Annotated in this window: 14 protein-coding genes; 7 read left to right on the top strand and 7 right to left on the bottom strand. The window is 66.8% G+C overall.

Annotation, left to right across the window (positions count from 1 at the left end; genetic code table 11):
- The first annotated feature begins 29 nt into the window (after positions 1 to 29).
- Positions 30 to 794, top strand: a complete 765-nt coding sequence (locus tag NV2_RS16550) for an IclR family transcriptional regulator (protein ID WP_067874645.1) — start codon at positions 30 to 32, stop codon at positions 792 to 794.
- A gap of 57 nt (positions 795 to 851) precedes the next feature.
- Here NV2_RS16550 and NV2_RS16545 read toward each other — a convergent pair whose 3' ends face one another.
- Positions 852 to 1,460: an NUDIX hydrolase gene (locus NV2_RS16545; protein ID WP_245662633.1), complete on the bottom strand. Its 609-nt coding sequence runs from the start codon at positions 1,458 to 1,460 to the stop codon at positions 852 to 854.
- An 82-nt stretch (positions 1,461 to 1,542) separates the two neighbouring features.
- Positions 1,543 to 3,057, bottom strand: coding sequence for an acyl-CoA synthetase (locus NV2_RS16540; RefSeq protein ID WP_067874640.1), 1,515 nt, complete (start codon positions 3,055 to 3,057; stop codon positions 1,543 to 1,545).
- A gap of 207 nt (positions 3,058 to 3,264) precedes the next feature.
- On the opposite strand from NV2_RS16540, the gene NV2_RS16535 reads away from it, so the two are divergent.
- A complete protein-coding gene (locus NV2_RS16535; protein WP_067874637.1) occupies positions 3,265 to 8,733 on the top strand; it encodes an ATP-binding protein in 5,469 nt (1,822 codons plus the stop codon).
- A 71-nt stretch (positions 8,734 to 8,804) separates the two neighbouring features.
- Here NV2_RS16535 and NV2_RS16530 read toward each other — a convergent pair whose 3' ends face one another.
- The 3 genes from NV2_RS16530 to NV2_RS16520 form a co-directional block, all read right to left on the bottom strand.
- Entirely contained in the window at positions 8,805 to 9,254 is a 450-nt protein-coding gene (locus NV2_RS16530; protein WP_067874634.1) for a DUF7144 family membrane protein, read from the bottom strand.
- Positions 9,255 to 9,321: 67 nt separating this feature from the next.
- Positions 9,322 to 11,952: a helix-turn-helix transcriptional regulator gene (locus NV2_RS16525; protein ID WP_067874631.1), complete on the bottom strand. Its 2,631-nt coding sequence runs from the start codon at positions 11,950 to 11,952 to the stop codon at positions 9,322 to 9,324.
- 165 nt (positions 11,953 to 12,117) lie between these two features.
- Positions 12,118 to 12,333, bottom strand: a complete 216-nt coding sequence (locus tag NV2_RS16520) for a DUF8691 family protein (protein WP_067874629.1) — start codon at positions 12,331 to 12,333, stop codon at positions 12,118 to 12,120.
- Between the two features lie 198 nt (positions 12,334 to 12,531).
- Here NV2_RS16520 and NV2_RS16515 point away from each other — a divergent pair, with 198 nt between their 5' ends.
- The 5 genes from NV2_RS16515 to NV2_RS16495 all read left to right on the top strand — a co-directional run bounded on the left by NV2_RS16515 (position 12,532) and on the right by NV2_RS16495 (position 18,919).
- Positions 12,532 to 12,960, top strand: a complete 429-nt coding sequence (locus NV2_RS16515; RefSeq protein WP_067874626.1) for a DUF7144 family membrane protein — start codon at positions 12,532 to 12,534, stop codon at positions 12,958 to 12,960.
- A 15-nt stretch (positions 12,961 to 12,975) separates the two neighbouring features.
- A complete protein-coding gene (locus tag NV2_RS16510) occupies positions 12,976 to 14,709 on the top strand; it encodes a SulP family inorganic anion transporter (protein ID WP_067874623.1) in 1,734 nt (577 codons plus the stop codon).
- Positions 14,710 to 14,787: 78 nt separating this feature from the next.
- Entirely contained in the window at positions 14,788 to 15,444 is a 657-nt protein-coding gene (locus NV2_RS16505) for a GAP family protein (RefSeq protein WP_067874620.1), read from the top strand.
- Positions 15,445 to 15,501: 57 nt separating this feature from the next.
- Positions 15,502 to 16,899: an ATP-binding protein gene (locus NV2_RS16500; protein ID WP_084474863.1), complete on the top strand. Its 1,398-nt coding sequence runs from the start codon at positions 15,502 to 15,504 to the stop codon at positions 16,897 to 16,899.
- 124 nt (positions 16,900 to 17,023) lie between these two features.
- Positions 17,024 to 18,919: an alkyl/aryl-sulfatase gene (locus NV2_RS16495; protein ID WP_067874615.1), complete on the top strand. Its 1,896-nt coding sequence runs from the start codon at positions 17,024 to 17,026 to the stop codon at positions 18,917 to 18,919.
- 77 nt (positions 18,920 to 18,996) lie between these two features.
- On the opposite strand, the gene NV2_RS16490 is transcribed toward NV2_RS16495, so the two are convergent.
- Both NV2_RS16490 and NV2_RS16485 read right to left on the bottom strand, forming a co-directional pair.
- Positions 18,997 to 19,407: a DUF7144 family membrane protein gene (locus NV2_RS16490; RefSeq protein WP_067874612.1), complete on the bottom strand. Its 411-nt coding sequence runs from the start codon at positions 19,405 to 19,407 to the stop codon at positions 18,997 to 18,999.
- Between the two features lie 67 nt (positions 19,408 to 19,474).
- Positions 19,475 to 19,849, bottom strand: coding sequence for an SHOCT domain-containing protein (locus tag NV2_RS16485; protein WP_067874609.1), 375 nt, complete (start codon positions 19,847 to 19,849; stop codon positions 19,475 to 19,477).
- Between the last annotated feature and the right edge of the window lie 123 nt (positions 19,850 to 19,972).

The following is a 19,972-nucleotide window of genomic DNA, read 5'->3' as shown; positions in this document are numbered from 1 at the left end:
GAATGAACCAGTAGCCCGAAGGAAGTGTGATGACCGCAGAGCTCGACGACCGGTCGGTGCTGGGCCGGGCGCTGCGCATCTTGTATGCCTTCGGTATCGAGGATCAGGCAGTCGGCCTGTCGGAACTGACCCGGCGCACCGGGCTGCCGAAGGCGACGGTGCACCGCATCTGCGGCGATCTGGTTGCCGCGCGCTTGCTCACCACCTCGGCCGCGGGGTACCGGCTCGGCCGTGGTCTGTTCGAACTCGGTATGCGCGCTGCCGCCGAGCGCACCCTGCTCGAATTGGCGATGCCGTTCATGCAGGACCTGTTCACGCGCACCGGTGAGACGGTGCATCTCGCCGTCCTCGACGGCGACGAGGTGGTGTATGTCGGTAAGGTCGGCGGGCACCGGCAGGCACCGGCACCCTCCCGTGTGGGTGGGCGAATGCCGCTGTACTGCACCGGCATCGGCAAGGCACTGCTGGCCTATTCCGATCGTGGCACCATCGACCGCATTCTGAGCGGCCCGCTGATCCGCCGCACGCCGCGCACCCTGGTGGTTCCCGGACTGCTGCACACCCAGCTGCAGAATGTGCGCGAACAGGGTGTGGCCTACGAGTACGAGGAATCCGCCATCGGGGTCGTCTGTGTGGCGGCACCGATTCTCGGCACCGACGACCGGCCGCTGGCGGCTCTGTCGATCACCGGCCCGGCCACCCGGTTCCAGCCGGACAAACATGCACCCTCGGCTCGGGCCGCCGCTGCCGGGGTGGCATCCATTCTGGCCCGGCGGGCGCAGCTGTCCGCATGAGCAGCGCCGGACTCGAACCACGCACCGTGGTGACCGCGGCCGATCCGGGCAACCGGTTCAGTGCTGTGTCCAGTCGGGTTGTCGCAGGTCCGCGACCCGGGTGTCGCGCCCCAGCAGCACCACGTCGCGGAATTGCAGCAGCATCGCGCCCGTCGGGGCGTGGATCGTCATCTTCTCCCCGAGTCTCATCTGCAACAGCGGGGTGCCGTCCGGCTGCGACGCCCAGTGCGGCACGTCGTCTGCGGCGAGTCGGTCGAGGGGAACGTGGTGGACCGCGTGCACTTCGTGATTGGAGGTGACCGTGACAGGCTCGCTCGGCACCACGACGATCGGCGTGATGGCGAAGCCGGAGGAGGCCGGGAAATCATCGAGCCGGCCCAGCACGTCCTCGGGTTTCGCGAGGATGCCGATCTCCTCGTGCAATTCGCGCAGACCCGCCTCGATCACGGTCTCCCCGTCCTCGAGGCGGCCGCCCGGCAACGCCCATTGGCCCGCATTGCGTCCCCGGTAGGCCCGCTTGATCACGATGACGCAGGGCTGCCCCTCGTGTTCGACCACGCAGCAGACCACGGTCGCCCGCCGCATCTCGGGCAGATAGGCCGTGGTCCGGAAGCTGAACTCGCGCAACCGCATCGTCGCAACTTCCTGGAATTCCCGCATGCTCATCATTCGATGGTCTCATCCGGCATCGGTCAGGACGCCGCCGAGAACCCGGCCCACGGATCTGATCGGCCGGGGCCGGGGCGGGCTACCGCAGTGCGCGCTTGAGTAGTTTTCCGCTCTGATTCCTCGGCAGTTCGTCGGTGAAAACGACACGCTTGGGCACCTTGAACGGGGCGATCATGCCCTTGACATGGGCGATCAGTGCTTCGGCCGTGGCGTCGGCACCTTCGCGCAAGACCACGACGGCGGTGATCGCCTCGATCCACTTCTCGTCCGGAGTACCGATCACCGCTACTTCGGCGACCGCCGGATGGGTGTAGATCGCGTCCTCGACCTCTCGGGAGGCCACCAGGATGCCGCCGGTATTGATCACATCCTTGATCCGATCGACCACGGTGATGAACCCCGACTCGTCGCGGGTGACCAGATCACCGGAGTGGAACCAGCCGTCCCGGAAGGCGTCGGCGGTGGCCTCCGGGTTGTCCCAGTAGCCACGGCACAGCTGCGGTGAGCGGTAGAGCACCTCACCGGATTCTCCGGCGGGCACGTCGTTGCCGTCGGCGTCGACCACCCGCGCCTCGACGAAGTACACCGGCCGCCCGCACGACGACGGCCGATCGGCGTGTTCCTCGGGCCGCAGCACCGCGGCCAGGGGGCCGATCTCCGACTGTCCGAAGCAGTTGTAGAACCCCAGGTCCGGATAGCGTTCCCGCAGCCGGTTCAACACCGTGACCGGCATGATCGAGGCACCGTACTGGGCCTTGCGCAACGAGGACAGATCGCGGTGCTCCAGATCCGGATGATTCGACAGCGGCACCCACACCGTCGGGGCCAGGAACAGCGAACCGATCCGGTCGGCCTCCACCCGGCGCAGGATCTCCGGGATGTCCGGCGTGGCCATCAGCTGCACGCTCGCCCCGACCGACAGATACGGCAGCATGAACACGTGCATGCCCGCCGAGTGATACAGCGGCATCGCGACGAGTGGGTTGTCCTCGGCTCGTAGCTCCAGCGCGATCACCGCGGAGACGTATTCGAAGATCAGCGCCTCGTGGGTCATCATGGCGCCCTTGGGCTTCGAGGTGGTACCCGAGGTGTAGAGCAGCTGGGCCAGATCGGTCGCGCTCGCACGGGGAGCGAAATCGGCGACCTCGCCGCTGCCGGCGATCGCGAGCAGCGACCCCTCGGTGTCGCGCAGCGGTATCACGTGTTCCACCGTGCCGAGATCCGGGCGCACCGCGTCGAGGGTGGTGGCGAGCGCCGGGTCGACCAGCACCGCACGCGCGCCGGATTGTGCGACGAGATAGGTCAGTTCGTCGCCGGTGAGGGCATAGTTCACCGGAACGTGCACCAGCCCCGCGCGGGCGCAGGCCAGAAACCCGATCACGTAGGCGTCGGAGTTCGTACCGTAGGCGGCGACCCGATCGCCGGGGTCCAGGCCGAGCCCGGCGAGATGGTGGGCGGCCCGGGTGACCGCGTCGTCGAGCTCGCGGTAGGTACGCGCCCGTCCGTCGAAGGTCAGTGCGATGTGCTGCGGGACCTTCACCGCCGAACGACGCAGTACGCCGTCGATGGTGTGGGTGCGCGGATCGAGGTTCATGGACGCAAGATTATAGGACGTCCAACTAACTTAGGGGGTGTTTTCCCGGTCCTCGAGACGTTCTCCGGTGTTTTTTCGCTATACGTGCCGGTAACACCAGCGCGGTGTGTACGTACAAGCAATACGGGTGCACACTTCGTGGGTCCGGCAGTCGCAAAGTGCCGTCCGCTCGGGACGGCGCGGTGGAGTGGAAGGGAGTTGGCGCGCGTGTTCAGCCGCATTGCCATCGTGAATCGGGGTGAAGCAGCCATGCGGCTCATCCACGCCGTCCGGGATCTGGCTGCGGAGACCGGGGAACATATAGAAACCGTCGCTCTCTACACCGACGTCGACCGCAACGCCATGTTCGTGCGCGAGGCCGATATCGCCTACGACCTCGGGCCGGCGTCCGCGCGTCCGTACCTGGACCTCAAGGCGCTCGAGCAGGCGCTGCGCGAGACCAAGGCGCAGGCCGCCTGGGTCGGCTGGGGTTTCGTCGCCGAGGACCCGGCCTTCGCCGAACTCTGTGAGCAGATCGGCATCACCTTCATCGGCCCCAGCCCCGAGGCCATGCGCAAACTCGGCGACAAGATCGGCGCCAAGCTGATCGCCGAAGAGGTCGGAGTACCGGTCGCGCCGTGGAGCCGCGGCGCCGTCGAATCCCTCGAGGCCGCGGTCGAATCCGCCGCCCAGGTCGGCTATCCGCTGATGCTGAAGGCCACCGCCGGTGGTGGCGGACGCGGTATCCGCGTGATCACCAACGAGGCCGAACTCGTCGACGCCTACGAGCGCACCAGCCAGGAGGCCGCGCGCGCCTTCGGTAGCGGCGTCGTCTTCCTCGAGCGCCTGGTCACCGGCGCCCGCCACGTCGAGGTCCAGGTGATCGCCGACGGTCAGGGCACCGCCTGGGCACTGGGTGTGCGCGACTGCTCGGTACAGCGGCGCAACCAGAAGATCATCGAAGAATCGGCGTCGCCGGTGCTGAGCGCCGAGCAGACCGCCGAACTGAAGGCGTCGGCGGAGCGGCTGGCGGTGGCGGTCGACTACCGCGGCGCGGCGACCGTCGAATTCCTGTACCACCCCGGTGATCAGCTGTTCGCCTTCCTCGAGGTCAACACCCGCCTGCAGGTGGAACATCCGATCACCGAGTCGACCACCGGCGTCGATCTGGTGCGTGCCCAGCTGCACGTCGCCTCGGGTGGCCGGCTCGAGGGCGAACCGCCTGCCGAGCGCGGCCACGCCATCGAGGCCCGGCTCAACGCCGAAGATCCCGATCGCGACTTCGCGCCCGCGCCCGGCCGTATCGCACTGCTGGATCTGCCGGCCGGTCCCGGCATCCGCGTCGACACCGGCGTCGGAGCGGGCGACACCATCCCTGCCGACTTCGATTCCATGATCGCCAAGATCATCGCCTACGGCCGCGACCGGTCCGAGGCCATGGCCCGGCTGCGCCGCGCGGTGGGCGAGACCCGCGTGATCATCGAGGGCGGCGCCACCAACAAGAGCTTCGTCCTGGACCTGCTGGACCAGCCCGAGGTGATCGACGCCAGTGCCGACACCGGCTGGATCGACCGGGTGCGTGGCGAGGGCCGGCTGATGACCCAGCGGCACACCGGCATCGCCCTGGCCGCGGCCGCCATCGACGCCTACGAAGAGGAAGAGCGGGCCGAGCGCGACCGCCTGCTGTCCACCGCCGCCGGTGGCCGTCCACAGGTGCAGCACGAGAGTGGCCGGCCGCTGGACCTGAAACTGCGGGGGGCGAGCTACCGCCTGCGGGTGGCGCGGGTGGGTGCCAACCGGTTCCGCATCGGGATCGAGTCCGGCGCCGACATCCACACCGCCGATGTGAGCTTGGAACGGTTCGACCGCCACACCGGCCAGATCGTGGTCAACGGTGTCCGGTACCGCTTGGTCACCGGTACACACGGCCCCACCCATGTGGTCGATGTCGACGGTGTGACGCACCGCGTCAGCCGGGACGAGGGCGGCGTGGTCCGCTCGCCCGCACCGGCTCTGGTGGTCGCCAAGCCGCTCGAGGTCGGTGCCGAGGTGGAGGCCGGCGCACCGATCCTGGTGCTGGAGAGCATGAAGATGGAAACGGTGCTGCGCGCACCGTTCAAGGCCCGCCTCAAGGAGTGCGCGGTCGCGGTCGGCAGCCAGGTGGAGGCCGGTGCGCCGCTGCTGCGGCTGGAGCCGATCGCCGACGACGACACCGATACCGCCGACGAGGCGCAGGGCACCGAAACGGTCGAGCTGGGCCTGCCCGACGCGCCGGCACAGCTACTGGCCCACGAGCGCACCGCCCGGGGACAGGAAGGGCTGCGCGGCCAACTGCTCGGCTTCGACGTCGATCCGCACGACGAGGGCCGCATCCTCGCGGACTACCTGGTCGCGCGCCGTGCGGCCATCGCCGACAACCGTCGCCCGCTCGCCGAGGAACTCGAACTGGTGGACTTGTTCACCGACCTCGCGGAGCTGAGTCACAACCGATTCTGGGGCGAAGACGGCGGGCCGGGCCATGTGCACAGCGCCCGCGAGTACTTCCACACCTACCTGCAGAGTCTCGACGTCGAGCGCGCCGGGCTGCCGCAGTCCTACCAGACCAAACTGGCCAAGGCGCTCGGGCATTACGGTGTCACCGAACTCGATCGCAGTGCGGCACTGGAGGCCGCGGTGTTCCGGGTCTTCCTTGCTCAGCAGCGCCCGCAGGACACGGTCACGATCGTCACGTCGCTGCTGCGTGAATGGCTGAACGAGCCGGTGCCGGACCGGGCGTTGCAGGAGCCGGTCGGTCTGGCCCTCGAACGCTTGGTCGCCGCGACCCAGGTGCGGTTCCCGGTGATCGCCGATCTCACCCGCGGCGTGGTGTACGCCTGGTTCGGTCAGCCGCTGCTGCGGCGCAACCGGGCCCGCGTCTACACCGATGTCCGCAAACACCTGAGCCACCTCGACGCCCAGCCGCAGGCCGCCGATCGCGCGGACCGGATCTCGGAGATGGTGCGCAGCACCGAGCCGTTGGTTCGCCTGCTCGCTCAGCGTCTGGGCCGCGGTAAGCCGGACAACGCGGTGATGCTCGAGGTACTCACCCGGCGCTACTACGGCAACAAGGGTCTGACCAGTGTCCGCATCGAGGAGGTCGGCGGCTGCACCTTCGTCGTCGCCGAACGTCGCGGTGTGAGCCTGGTATCGGCGGCGGTGAACTTCGACGCTCTCGATACGGTGCTGGCCGGGCTGGGTGAGCTGGCCGGTGGTGCCGCCTCCATCGAGGCCGACATCTACCTGTCGTGGGAGCGTCAGCCCGAGGACTTCGATGCCGCGGCTGCCGCGCTGCAGGAGGTACTGGGCGCCCGCTCGCTGCCGAATCAGGTGCATCGCATCACCACCACGGTCGCGGGCAGCGGTGGCGCAGTCATGCACCACCACTTCACCTTCCGGCCGACGGCCACCGGCCTGGAAGAGGAACGCCTCATCCGTGGCCTGCATCCCTATATCGCCGAGCGTATGCAGATGCGCCGGTTGCGCAAGTTCGACCTCACCCGGCTGCCGTCCTCCGACGAGGAGGTCTACCTGTTCCGCGGTGTGGCCAAGGAGAACCCGGCCGACGAGCGTCTGGTTGCCTTCGCCCAGGTCCGTGACCTGACCGCACTGCGCGATCACGACGGCCGCCTGCTAGCCCTGCCCACCGCGGAAAGCACCGTCGCCACCTGTGTCGACTCCATCCGCCGGGCGCAGTCGCGGCGCGGGTCGGCCAAGAATTTCCGCACCAACCGCATCGTGCTCTACATCTGGCCGCCGCTGGATGTGACTCGTGCGGAACTGGATACGATCGTCGGCCGCGTCGAGCCCGCGACCGAGGGTGCGGGTCTCGAGGAGATCCTGCTCATCGCGCGCCAGCCCGATCCGAAATCCGGTGAGCTGCAGAAGATCGTGGTGCGGATCCGGTTCGACGGCGCTGGTGGCGGCACCGAGGTCAGCGTCGGTGAACGCACCGACGATCCGGTCGAGCCGCTGGACGAGTACCGGCAGAAGGTGCTGCGCGCGAGCAGCCGCGGCACCGTCTACCCGTACGAACTGACCGGCCTGCTCGGCGATTTCACCGAGTACGACCTGGGCACCGAGGCCGAGAGCACCCTGGTGCCGGTCGACCGCCCGAAGGGCAACAACACCGCGGCCATGGTCGCCGGTGTGGTCACCACCGTGACCGACCGCCATCCCGATGGCGTGACCCGGGTGGTGCTGCTCGGCGATCCGACGAAATCGCTGGGCGCCCTGTCGGAACCGGAATGCCGGCGCGTGATCGGCGCCCTGGATCTGGCCGAGCGGCTGCAGGTGCCGCTGGAGTGGTACGCGCTGTCCTCCGGCGCGCGGATCTCCATGAAATCCGGCACCGAGAACATGGACTGGGTGGCGGCCGCGCTCAAGCGCATCGTCGAATTCACCCAGGACGGTGGTGAGATCAATATCGTGGTCTCCGGCATCAACGTCGGCGCGCAGCCGTACTGGAATGCCGAGGCGACGATGCTCATGCACACCAAGGGCATCCTGGTGATGACACCGGATTCGGCCATGGTGCTCACCGGTAAACAAGCACTCGACTTCTCCGGTGGCGTCTCGGCCGAGGACAACTTCGGTATCGGCGGTTACGACCGGGTGATGGGTCCCAACGGTCAGGGCCAGTACTGGGCACCGGACCTGAACTCCGCGCGCGATGTGCTGATGTCGCACTACGACCACACCTACATCGCGCCAGGTGAGCAGGCCCCGCGCCGCGCGCCGACCACCGACCCGGTGGACCGCGATGTGTGCGATTTCCCGCACACACTGCCGGAGAGCGATTTCACCACGGTCGGTGAGATCTTCTCTTCGACCGCCAACCCGGACCGTAAGAAGCCCTTCGATATTCGCACCGTGATGCGGGCGCTGTCGGATCAGGATCACCCGGTGCTGGAGCGGTGGGCCGGGATGGCCGATGCGGAGACCGCGGTGGTGCAGGACGCGCACCTGGGCGGAATCCCGGTGTGCCTGCTGGGCATCGAGTCCCGCGGTGTGCCGCGACGCGGATTCCCCGTGACCGACGGTCCCGATACCTACACCGCGGGCACGCTGTTCCCGCAATCGTCGAAGAAGGCTGCGCGGGCGATCAACGCGGCCAGCGGCAACCGTCCGCTGGTGGTGCTGGCGAACCTGTCGGGCTTCGACGGTTCGCCGGAGTCGCTGCGCAAACTGCAGCTCGAGTACGGTGCCGAAATCGGCCGCGCAATCGTCAATTTCCGTGGTCCGATCGTGTTCTGCGTGATCTCGCGGTACCACGGCGGCGCGTTCGTGGTGTTCTCGAAGGCGCTGAACCCGAATATGACGGTGCTCGCCCTCGAGGGCTCGTTCGCCTCGGTGCTCGGCGGTGCCCCCGCCGCGGCCGTGGTGTTCGCCGGCGATGTGAACACTCGCACCGCCCGCGATCAGCGTGTTCGTGATCTGGAGGCCCGCGTCGCCGATGCCGCCGGTCCCGAGCGCGCGGAACTGTCCGCGGAACTCGACGAGCTCCGTTCCTCGGTTCGTGCGGAAAAGCTGGGTGAGGTGGCCGCGGAATTCGACCGCGTGCACAACATCCACCGCGCCGTCGAGGTGGGGTCGGTCGACGCGGTGATCCAGGCCCGCGAACTGCGTCCGCGCATCATCGACGCCATCGACGCGAAGTAGGCAGGCGCCCGGTGGGAGACCCGCGGGTCTCCCACCGGGCGCTGTCTTTCATCCCGCCCCGGCACCACCGTTCACACGTCGTCGGGACGCCAGGTACTCACGGCCCAGATGGCGACCGTGTTGATCGCGATGGCCACCACCGCCCAGCCCGGTTGGTGCGGTAGCCACAGGAAATTGGCGACCACGGCACACATCGCGAAGAAAGCGGCGGCGGCGCGTGCCCAGGTCCGGCCGGTGATGAGCGCGACGCCGCTGACTATCAGCACGGCACCCAGGACACAGTGCACCCAGCCCCAGGTGTTGTGGCCGAACCGGTAGACGTAATCGCTGCTGCTGAGCAGCAGGTCACTGTCGGCGAACGAGGCGATTCCGATCAGGAGTGCGATGAGCCCGGCCGCCAGCAGAATCCCCGACCAGGCGAATGCGACGACGGTGGCGGCGATCTGACGGGGTGGCAGGCCCGGCTCCCGGATCGTGGTCAACGTCTCCTGGGCACCGATACCGCCGTATTGTTGCGCCATATCCGCATTGTGGGCACGGAGGGCGGGGTGTGCATCATCCGATCGGGGTGAGGATCGAGCGGGGCGATCAGATCAGCCCGGCGGTGCGTGCGGACATGATGGCGTCGGCGCGGGACCTGGCCCCGAGCTTCTGGTAGATGCCGCGCAGATGGGTCTTCACGGTATTGATCGATACGCCCAGGTCGTCGGCGATGGACTGGGTCGTCATGGCGGACGGAAGGTGGCGCAGCACCGATAATTCGGTGCTGGTCAGCATGATGGCATCGGCATGTGCACGCGGGGGCGCCGAATCCCTGATCGTGTCGACGAACCGGTCCAGCTGCCCGAAACAGCCGACGAATCTGTCGAGCAGGTCGACGGCCCCGGGAACATCGGTGAACGGACGAATGATCCGTTCTCCGTCGGCCAGCGCCAGCGCCCGCTGCAGACTGTCGTGCGCGGGACGCGGCCGCTCCAGGTGGTGGCAGACCACGGCATGCAGCAGCCGGGCCTCGATCCGTGCCAGCAGGTCGAGCTCGTGGTCGCGATCGAGCAGCGGGCCGAGCTGGGCGGCGGCGTCGCCGACCCGGCGTTCGGCATAGGCGACGGCCGCCTCCAGCAGCGTGGTCTCGGCGGTCACGCCGAGCACGGCCGTTCCGCGGCGTAGCAGGCTGTGGGCTGATTCCAGCCAGTGGATGCGCAGCATCGCCCAGGTGACCTGGGTCCACAATCCGGCGGTGAGCAGCGGTGCCGGATTCTCCTCGAGCAGGCGCAGCATCTCCGAGCGCAGTTCCTGAGCGGCGTGATGGCGATCGGGTGCGGTATCGAGTCCGAAGAGCTGGGCAAGGATCGCGGTGGGCCGGCCGGCCACCGGAATCGACGAACCGTCGTGGTCCGACCGTGAGGACCCCACCCGGACCTCGCCCGCGGGCTGTTCGCACCGCAGATAGCCGACCAGGGCGACGATGGTCTGTGCTTGGACTGCGGATGCCGTGGCACTCAGGTCGTGTTGCTCGGCGAGCGCGAGCGCGGCGCGGGCGCGTTCGTCCATCGGAGTGAGACGGCCCGCAACGCCGGCCGCCCCGGCGAGCCGGGTCAGTGCCTGCAGCGCCAGATAGGGGACGTCGGCGCTGTGTGCGAGCATCAGCGCCTGGTGCAGCATCGACTCCCGGCCCTCTCCGTGCGAGCTCTCGAAGGCGCGTACGCTGCCCGCCTGCACGGTGATATAGCAATCGATCACCGGATCGCCGGTCGGTGTGAGATGCGCGGGCGGTTGCTCGCAGCGTTCGGCACCGACCGTGTCGGCCAGGCCGCGCAGCAGTGCGGGGGAGGCGAAGATGGAGATCAGATCCTCTCGTGCGCCCAGTGTTTCCCGCAGCGCGACGACCTGCGCGGTATCGGAACGCTCCAGCGAATCGGCGATCCGCAGCAAGACCACGAACGCGTCGTCGGCGAATTCGCGAGAACTGTCGAATTCGCGGAACAGCGTCGCGCCGCAGCCTTCGAAGACCATCCGTGCGCCGTGGTCGCGGACGAATGCGACGAAGGATGCGCGATCGCCGGTGGCGAGCACATGGTGTAGAGCCGTGGGGAGCCGGCCGGTCCGGATGTGCCAGTCCGCGCACGTACGGTGCACGGCGACGATACGGTCGTGATCGGTATCGGCGGCCTCGGCGAGCAGATAGGTCCGCAGCATCGGGTGCAGGCTGTACCAGAGCGCGCCGTCACCTGCCCGGGCGTCGATCGGGAAGTTCTTGCGCAGCAGGAGGTCCAGAACGGTCCTGGCCGAGGTGCCGGCCAACTCCTCGGCGAGCTCCACGGAGAACGCGGCGGGGACCGACACCGCGAGCAGGAATTCGCGCTCGGCGGTGGACAGCGAGGTGAGTAGTTCACCGACCAGGAAGTCCGCGACCGCCCGGGGACCGCGTTCGAGCGCGGTGAGGGCGGTGGCGCGGTCGTCGGTGTGCGCCTCCAGATGGATCGCCGCGATCCGGACCAAACCGGCCCAGCCGCAGGTCATATCGTGGATTCGTGCGATGTCTTCCGGGGTCGCCGGGTAGCTGTGCTGTGCGAGGAGGGCCGCGACATCGGTCGGCTCGAACGCGAGTTCGCGCGCACCGATGCGCGTCAAGCGCCCCGCCATCTGCAGCCGGTGCCATCGCAGCGGTGGGTCGTATCGGCCGACGACCACGGTGGTGAGTACGGGCGGTGCGTGTTCGAACAGGTACTGCAGCCCGGCCAGCAGCACCGGGTCGTTGATCCGGTGGGCATCGTCGAGAACCAGGACAGCGGGTTCGCCCCGGTCGGCGAGCGCGGTGACGATCGAGGCCGGTGCGGCGGTGTGATCGGTGAATTCGTCGCGTGGTGCCGACGGCGCCAAGCCCAGTGCCGATCGCACGGCGGGCCAGAGCTGTTCGGTACTCGTCGCGATGTCGGCGAGGTCCACCCAGCCGATGAGGGGCGCGGGTCTTCGCCGCCGGAGCCAGTCGGCGACCAGCACGGTCTTGCCGCTGCCGGCCGGTGCGCAGACGAGTGCGGTGTGCCCGTCGGCCGCCGCGCGGGCCCGGTCGAGTCGGTGATGCGGTTCTTTCAGGCGCAGCGGAGTGAAGGCGAGGACGGGTGCGCTGTCCAGGTTCGTCGGATCAGTGGTTTGGGCAATTCGACGGCTACCGTGTGGGTTTCCGGTCAGAGCTGTGTTCGCCAAACGATTCGTTGCCATCACACCGTCCTGAACACTGTGTTCTATCGATGGAATGCGCGTAGTAATCCGACTGGGTGATTGGTTTACTAGTTACCGTACGTATACCAGCTGATAGCTGTGAACGGGGCGCATCGGCCGACGATTTGACCGAATCGATTCCGGACGGAATGAGTGTGTGACTGGTCAGTCGGGCAGGCGCGACATCTCGATCAGCGTCAATCCGAGCGAGTCCACCCGGGCGAGCACGCCGCGCACTGCGGTGCTGTCCACCATCGACCCGTACAGGGTGGTGGTGCCGGCGGTGGATACGTCACTGCGAGTCAGGTCGGAGAACACGGCCAACGCCCGGTCCGACAGCTCGCCCTCGATGACGAACTGATACCGCATCGTCCTCGCCATGGAGATCTGCCTCTCTGCGGTCGGTGTCCATCCGTGCTGGCCCCCTCGGTGAGTGTGGTGCGTGCCCGGAACCCGCACATCATCCGTTCGGGATGATTCGCGCCGAGCGGGGGTGTTGCTTCACCCGCAGTGGGTGATGTGGTCACCTCTCGCCCCGAGCAAGGTTGACGCAGAACCCCCGCTCGGAAGGAGTCGGAGATGGCAACAACCGCACCTCAGGACCAGCCCCGGCCGCAGTCCCATGCGGTCCGTGACAGCGTCGCCGCCGGTACGTCGATCGGTGCCGCGATGTTGCTGGCAGTGATCGGAGTGCTATCGATCCTGCAGGGCATCTCGGCCGTCGCGGCCGACGATTTGTTCGTGTCCGGACCCCAGTACGTCTACGAGATCGACCTGACGGCCTGGGGCTGGGTGCACATCGTGCTCGGCATCCTGCTGGTGGTGTCCGCGATCGGCCTGTGGACCGGCAGTACCTGGGGCCGAGTGGTGGCGATCGCGATCGCCTCGCTGTCGATCATCGCCAACTTCCTCTGGCTGCCGTACTACCCGGCATGGTCGATTGTCGTCATCGCGCTCGGCATCGTGGTCATCTGGGCCGTCGCGACCTGGCGTCCCGAGAACTCCTGATCCGATCGTTCGACGATGCCGTGGTGCCGCCGCCGTCCTGACAGTGGGGACGGCGGCTCGGCGCTGCGGCGGGTGGCGGGAAAAGTGCGAGCGGCGTTGCCGCGCGAGCGACCCACCCGTTCCGATGTCATCGCCGGCCTGCCAGGAGCAATCGGCAGCGTGCCCTCCGGCATGGCCGCAGGTGTTCTGGCCGGGGTGAGCCCGGTCCACGGACTGTACGCGAGCATGTCCGGTCCGCTGTTCAGCGGACTCGCCACCAGCACCACCCTCATGATCGTCACCACGACGAATGCCTCCGCACTGGCGGCGGGTTCGGCGCTGGTCGCGGTCGAACCGCGCGACCGCGCGGCTGCGCTGACGTTGCCGACGCTGATCGCCGGTGCGGTGATGATCGGGGCGGGCGCGGCGCGGCTCGGCCGGTACACCAGGTTCGTCTCCCATTCGGTGATGACCGGATTCCTGCTCGGTATCGCCGCGAACATCGTCTTCGGCCAGTTGGCGGATCTGGTCGGTGCGCATCCGGGCGGCGGAACGCCGGTCGAGAAAGCGTGGCAGGTGATTGTCCATCCCGCCGACATCGACCTGCGCTCGTTGGCGGCCGGGATTCTGGCCATCGCCCTCATGGCCGGGTTCGCACGGACCCGAGTGCGATTGCTGGCGTCACTCGGGGCGCTGATCGTGCCGACCGCGCTGGTTATCGTGGCCGGATGGGATTCGGTCGCCCGGGTATCCGACGTAGGTGAGATACCGACCGGATTTCCGGTTCCGCACTGGCCGGACCTGTCGCTGCTGTCACCTTCGTTGATCACCGGCGCGGCCGCGGTCGCGCTCATCGTGCTGGTGCAGGCGGCCGGTGTGGCCGATGCTGCTCCCAACCCGGGTGGGCCACGTTCGGATGCCGACCGCGACTTCACCGCGCAGGGAATCGGTAATATGGCGACAGCCTTCTTCCGTGGCATGCCGGTCGGTGGATCGGTCGGCCAGACCGCCCTCAATCGCACTGCCGGGGCACGCACCCGGTGGGCTTCGGTGTCGACCGGTGTCTGGATGCTGGTGATCCTGGTAGCTTTCGCGGGACTGGTGGGTCGGGTCGCAATGCCCACACTGGCCGCGGTCTTGATCGTGGCGGCGGCCGGTTCGTTCGAGCCGGCTCGGGTGACCGCGATCTGGAGTAGCGGAACCACCTCGCGAATCGTGCTGGTGGCGACCTTCGTTGCGACGTTGGCCCTCCCGGTGACCGCGGCACTGGGTGTGGGGGTGGTGCTGTCGTTGCTGATGCAGCTCAACCGCGACGCGCTGGATTTGAAAGTGGTGCGATTGCGGGTGCAGGACGAGCAGCTGGTGGAGGCTCCGGTGCCCAGATACCTGGCGGCGGGCGAGATTGTGATCCTCGATGTATACGGCAGTCTGTTCTATGCTGGCGCGCGGACGTTGCAGATGCGCCTCCCGAATCCGTCGCACGGGGAGAACGCGGTGGTAATCCTGCGCCTGCGCGGTCGGACCACGTTGAACGCCACCTTCTTCGCGGTCGTCGCCGAATACGCCCGCCGACTGGACGAGCTGGGCGGGCGCTTGTATCTCAGCGGTGTGGATCGCGATATCTACGCATCCTGGACGGCCACCCTACGCACCGGGCACGGCGTGCGATTGGAGTTCTTCCCCGCTACACCTGTCGTCGGTGAATCGACATTGACCGCCTACGGGCGAGCGTTGGTACGCGTGGAACGCGATTTCACCCCCAACGAATGACGAACCTGGCTGCCGGCTCCGATAGCTTTCCGGCATCGGTGTCGCCACCGAGCGCCACCCTCGGCCGAAGGAGCCGTGATGGGTACTCTTTTCGCGGAGTTACTGCCCGAAATGGTGGGCTTGATCGTCACGCCGGGCGCGGTCGCGGGATGTACGCTGCTGTTGCATTCTTCCCGCCCGGTACGTAACCCCGTTGCGTTCGGGTCCGCATTCCTGCTGGTGTACACCTTGATTGCGATCTCAGCCTTGCTGGGTGGCGCATCCGAACCTGGTGCCACCTCCCAGGACACCGCGCACAGCGCCGGGCTCGTGGTGGGCTTGATCTTCCTGGCCGCGGGCAGCTGGATCGCGGTGCATCCCACGGGGCCGGTGGCGAGTACGCCGAAATGGCTGACCGCGCTACAGAGCGCGGGTCCCGGCAGGGCTTTCGTCGTCGGTCTCGGCTTCGCGATCATCAACCCGAATCTCTTCATCATGGTGTCGGGCATGAGTGTGATATCCAGTTCCCATGTAGGCCCGGGGGCTGCGTTGCTGGCCGCCGTACTGCTGTTGGTAGCCGCTGCACTGGATTTCTTGATCCCGATCGCCATCTACCTGGTGTTGGGGGAGCGTGCCAAGCAGGCGATGGATTCCGTGCAGGCGTGGATGATTCGAAACAATCGGAATCTGACGTTGGGCGTGCTGTTCATCTTCGGGGCGTTGTTCACCATCAGAGGTGTTCTCGACCTGAGCTGAGGTGGAACACCCGGCGAAGATAACCGAAAAATTGCTGAATGGTGGCACACTCGGAAGATGACTGCCCACGGTACCGAACTGTCGGCGCATTCGGACGACGGCCGGTCCTTCGTCATCGGTGACGCCACCGGAAGCCGGTTGATTCCGGGCACCTTCGTCGTCATCACCAGCGCGCGCAGTCGGCAGCTGGCGCTGGTGGAGGAACGTTCCGACGGCGAACCGGCCCGGCTACGCGGCCGTCTACTCGGTGATCTCGCCGCGGACGGCATCGACACCCGGGCCAGCCATGCGTTCGACCTCGGTGCCGTGGAACCTGCCGACGCCGCGACAGTACAGCTGTTGCACGATCGGACCGGGGCGATTCTCGACGTCGGCACCGACCTCAGCGCACCCGGCCGCCCGGTGCGGGTGCTGCCCGGCCGGTTCAACCGGCATACGTTCTGGTGCGGGCAGAGTGGATCGGGCAAGACCTACGCTCTCGGGGTCGTGCTGGAGCAGCTCATTGCGCATACGGCGTTGCCGATGGTGATCTTCGACCCCAACTCCGACTTCGTGCGCCTGGGTGACATGAGCCCGGAGGCCGGCGGGACGACCGCAGACGCATTGCGCGACCGCAATATTCGGGTGTTGAGCGCTCACGGCCGTGCGGGGACGAGACTGCGTGCCAGATTCCTGAGCATGCCTCTCGCCTCGAAGGCAGCCATCCTGCGTCTCGATCCGATCGCCGATCGCGAGGAATTCAACGAACTGCTGCATCTGGGTTCCTATCTCGAGGCCGGACCGACGCTCGACGCCCACGAAATCGAGGATGCCCTCGCGCGGCTGCGCGACACCGGCGGTGCCGCTGCCCGGCGGCTGGCCATGCGGGTGGAGAACCTCCGGTTGTCCGGGTGGGAGGTCTGGGCCGGTGGTGATCCGGCCGTCACCGAGATCGTGGCCGAGCGACCGGATGTGACGGTTCTGGCATTGGGAGGCTTCTCCACCCCCGAGCAACACCTGGTCGTAGCTCTCGCACTCCTCGACGAGCTCTGGGACCGGCGTGAGGAACGCAAACCGCTGCTGCTCGTCATCGACGAGGCACACAACCTCGCCTCCCCGCGGCTGGATTCACCGGTAGCGGTTGCGGTGCGGGAGCGGCTGATCCAGATCGCTGCCGAGGGCCGCAAATTCGGGCTGTGGCTGCTGCTGTCGACGCAGCGCCCCTCGCGCGTGCATCCGGGAATCATCTCCCAATGCGACAACCTCGCGCTGATGAAGATGACCTCACCGGCCGATCTCACCGAGTTGAGCACCTATTTCGGGTACGTGCCGCGGGCGCTGCTGGCCCGTTCCCCGTGGTTCCGCCAGGGGGAGGCGTTGTTCGCCGGAGGCTTCGTTCCCGCGCCTGCCCTGGTGAAGATCCACCCGCGGCTGACCTACGAGGGCGGCGGAGACGTGGAAGTGCCGCTGCGCTGAGGTCGCGGTGCACTCGGGTAGCCGACATTTCACCCGACGCGGGTGAGGTACGCGCTCGTCGTCGGTGCGACCGTCGCTGGTGACGGTGTGTTGATAGCTCACAATGGAGACAGGGGTGCGTTCGATGTCCGTTGACAGTCACGTTTCGCCGAAAATCGCGGCACAGAATCGAGACGCGGAACGGACCTTTCCGTTCGGCGACGAGCAGGATTTCGAGGATGCCCGCCGGGGTTTCATAGCGGCCCTGGAACCGGGAGTTGTCAAGAACGACACGGGGGACGTGGTCTGGGACAGCGACTCCTTTTCCTTTCTGGACCAGGAGTGCCCGCCGACCGTCCACCCGAGCCTGTGGCGGCAATCAAAGCTGTGCACGATCCAGGGCCTGTTCGAAGTCACAGACGGGATCTATCAGATTCGTGGGCTGGACCTGTCGAATATGACACTGGTCGAGGGCGATACCGGTGTCGTGGTCATCGATCCGTTGATCTCAGCGGAGACCGCCGCCGCCGGATTGGCGCTGTATCGCGCTCACCGCGGTGACCGGCCGGTGACCGGGGTGATCTACACCCATTCGCACATCGACCATTTCGGCGGTGTCAAGGGCGTGACCACCCCCGAGGACGTGACATCTGGGCGGTGCCCGATTCTGGCGCCGTCGGGCTTCGTCGAACACGCAGTCGAAGAGAACGTATACGCGGGAACCGCGATGGCTCGGCGTGCCGCCTACATGTACGGTGCGGCCCTTCCGCGCGGAGCGCACGGCGCGGTGGGTGCCGGGCTCGGACCGACGACCTCCACCGGCACGCCGACGCTGATCACACCGACCGTCGATATCGGATACTCCGGCCAGACCGAGGTTGTCGACGGGGTGCACATCGAATTCCAGCTCACGCCCGGAACCGAGGCACCGTCGGAAATGAACTTCTACTTTCCCGATCGGCGGGCGCTGTGTATGGCCGAGAACGCGACGCATACGCTGCACAATCTCCTGACGTTACGTGGTGCGCTGGTACGTGACCCGCATGTGTGGTCGAAGTATCTGACCGAGTCGATCAACCGTTTCGCCGCGCGTTCCGATGTCGTGTTCGCCTCGCATCACTGGCCCACCTGGGGTACCGCGAGGCTGACGGAGTTCCTCGGCCTGCAGCGAGATCTCTACGCCTATCTGCACGACCAGACGTTGCGGGCCTTGAACAAGGGCGCCACCGGGATCGAGATCGCGGAGAACATCGAATTGCCGCCGGCGCTCGCCGAGGCATGGCACACCCACGGGTACTACGGTTCGGTCAGCCACAACGTCAAGGCGATCTATCAGCGCTATATGGGCTGGTTCGACGGTAATCCGGCCACCCTGTGGCAGCATCCGCCCACCGAATCGGCGCTGCGCCACATCGAATTCATGGGCGGTGTAGACGAGGTGGTGAAGAAGGCGCACGATTCCTATTCCGCCGGCGACTTCCGTTGGGTGGCGCAGGTATTGAATTATGTGATCTTCGCCGAACCCGATCACAAGGCGGCCCGCTCCTTGCAAGCCGACGCGCTGGAACAACTCGGCTACGGCTCGGAGAACGGTACGTGGCGCAACTTCTTCCTGATGGGTGCCTACGAATTGCGCAACGGATCCGTCGGTACACCGACGGTGGCGGCATCACCGGATATCGCCGCCGCGCTCAGCGTGGAACAATTGTTCGACGCGGTGGCGTTACGGATCGACGGCCCCCGGGCATGGTCGGCGGATATCACCATCGACTGGCGCATTTCCGATCAGGATCTCGTGCACCGCATGCAACTGCGCAACGGTGTTCTCGTACATTTCGATACCGATGCCGACTCGTCCTCCGCGGAGACCGTGTTCACGCTCACCGGTCCCGATCTCCACACAGCTTTGCTGGGAGGCAGGGATATTCAGCAGATGATCGGTGACGGAACCATTGGCGTGGACGGCGACGCGGCGAAGTTGAGTGAATTGATGGGATACCTGGACAATCCGGACCCGGACTTCGCCATCGTGACGCCCTGACTCGTTACCCGAAGGACCCGACAACCGTTGCCCGCCGCGAATGGGATTCGCGGCGGGCAACGATTTGTGGTCGGCAGTCAGCGAGCGTACGGCCGCCAAGTGGAGATCGCCCAGATCACCACGAGATCGAGGACGATCGTCACGATCGACCACCACGGCGCGTACGGCAGCGAGAGAAAACTCGCGATGATCGACAGCCCAGCAACCGCGAGGGCGAAGACCCGCGCCCAGGTCGCCGTGGTCATCAGCCCGAAGGCGACGAGGACGCCGATGATGCCGAGCACGATGTGCACCCAGCCCCACGTCGTCAGATCCATCCGGTAGCTGTAGGCGGGGACGGCGACGAACACGTCGTCGCCGACGACCGCCGAAATTCCCTGCAGGATGAACACAATGCTGCCGAGCAACAGCATGACGGCGGCGAACATGGTGATTCCGGCGGCGAAACCCTGCTGGACCGGACGTTGTTCGTACGGATTGGTCGTCATGAGTGGACTTCCTTCTGACCTGGCCGAAGTGGCGACCACTGCCCGGGGTGCTGTCGAGGGCGTGCTCTCACGCGAGCGCCTTCTCCTTCAGCCGCTCGAACTCCTGCGCGGAAATCGTTCCGTTGTCCAGCAGCTGTTTGGCGTCGGCGATCTGCGCGGCATGGTTGGTGCCGGCGGTCGTCCGAATGTATTCCTTCTCGGCCGCGCGAGCCTGCTCGGTGGCGGTCGCGGTGCGCTCGCTCATACCACCGCCGCGGACCAGCAGGTACACCAGCGCGGTGATCAGCGGGAGAATGAACAGAAACAGGACCCACACCGCCTTGACCCAGCCGGATGTCTGACGGTCCCGGAACAGGTCGCTGATGATGAAGAACAGCAAGAGTATGTAGGCCATGAATGCGAAGCTCACCAGGATCAGCCACAGAACCTGCCATACCGACATGACTCACCTCGTATTTCTCGGTCGTTATTCGCCGCGCATACGACGATGAAGTCGAGAGTAGGAATTCCGTTGCCGACGGGAATCACCCCTTGCGGGTGAAATGTGATCTCGAACCGGAACTAA

This window comes from Nocardia vermiculata NBRC 100427, from assembly GCF_001613265.1.
In the GTDB taxonomy this organism is placed as follows: domain Bacteria; phylum Actinomycetota; class Actinomycetes; order Mycobacteriales; family Mycobacteriaceae; genus Nocardia; species Nocardia vermiculata.
The sequence above is the reverse complement of the archived record's forward strand: the minus strand, read 5'-3'. Positions and strand labels throughout refer to the sequence as shown.